Origin of the sequence: Methylophaga sp. UBA5088 (assembly GCF_002414625.1) — a bacterium.
GTDB lineage: Bacteria > Pseudomonadota > Gammaproteobacteria > Nitrosococcales > Methylophagaceae > Methylophaga > Methylophaga marina.
On sequence record NZ_DIAC01000125.1, the window covers coordinates 6,874 to 8,082 of the forward strand.

1 protein-coding gene is annotated in these 1,209 nt (G+C 42.8%); it reads right to left on the reverse strand.

Translation table 11 applies throughout. The features are described 5' to 3' along the window. Positions 1 to 1,209: bifunctional 23S rRNA (guanine(2069)-N(7))-methyltransferase RlmK/23S rRNA (guanine(2445)-N(2))-methyltransferase RlmL (gene rlmKL / locus B4K20_RS15365; RefSeq protein ID WP_289283586.1), on the reverse strand; the 1,209-nt coding region annotated here is incomplete at both ends.

The window sequence follows — 1,209 nt, forward strand, 5'->3', positions numbered from 1 at the left end:
AGTCGAAAATATCAATTCGCCGTCTGCTGTTAATAATGCCGCTGCTTGTTTGATAAGCGCGACATGATCACGTTGAATATCAAATACGCCTTCCATCCGACTTGAGTTAGAAAACGTCGGTGGATCCAGAAAAATCAGGCCATAACGTTTGTCATCTTCTATCGCTTGTTGCAACCACTCAATACAGTTCGCACGAACATATTGATGTTGTCCACCGACGAAACCATTTAAATTCATATTATCTTCTGCCCAAGACAAATAGGTATTGGACATATCGACACTGGTCGTTGATTTTGCTTGACCTGCAGCCGCATAAACACTGGCTGAACCGGTATATGAGAACAGGTTGAGAAAGTCTTTGTCTTTGGCTAAGTCTCTCACAAGTTGTCTGGTATCACGGTGGTCCAAAAACAAGCCTGTATCTAAATAATCGGTTAGGTTGACCCAAAAACGCAGTCCATTTTCACGCACTTCTATGCGTTGATTTTTGGCTGCTTGAGCTTCGTACTGCTCTTTACCACGTTGTTTCTTCCTGACTTTCAGTGCCACCTGAGTAACAGGGACTTCTAATACTTCAGGAATGATCTGCATGGCTTCCTGTAGTCGCTCTATCGCTTTCTCAGGATCGATTTGTTTTGGGGGAGCATATTCCTGAACATGGATATGTTCGTCATAAAGATCAATCGCCAAAGCATAATCAGGCAAGTCAGCATCATAAACACGATAGCAACTGATATCTGATTTACGCGCCCATTTGGCCAGATGCTTTTTGTTTTTCTTTAAGCGATTAGCAAACATCGTTCCCTGCTCTGTCATCTCAACAGGTGCATGTTCTTTATCATCGAACTCTTCGTCCACAAATTGTGTAGGTGTTGAGCTTAACTCATTAAAACGAACAGGTCGTGGCGCACGGTAAAACAGGACATCACAGGCAATTGGCCCATTATCAAACGGCACACTGTCGAAAAGTGTTAAGCCAGTAAATTTACCTAATTGTGCATTATCGGTAATCAGTGCCGTTCTCCAGCCTGAAAACGATTCATTAATAATATTTCCCAGGCTTTCGTACAGATAATGTAATTCATCAGCACGACCGATTCGTTCACCATAGGGAGGGTTACACACAAACAAGCCTGCTTTAGGTAAATCTGCAGCCAGTTTCGGCCATTCAGTTAAATCGCGCTGATTAACCTGAATACGGTCATCTAA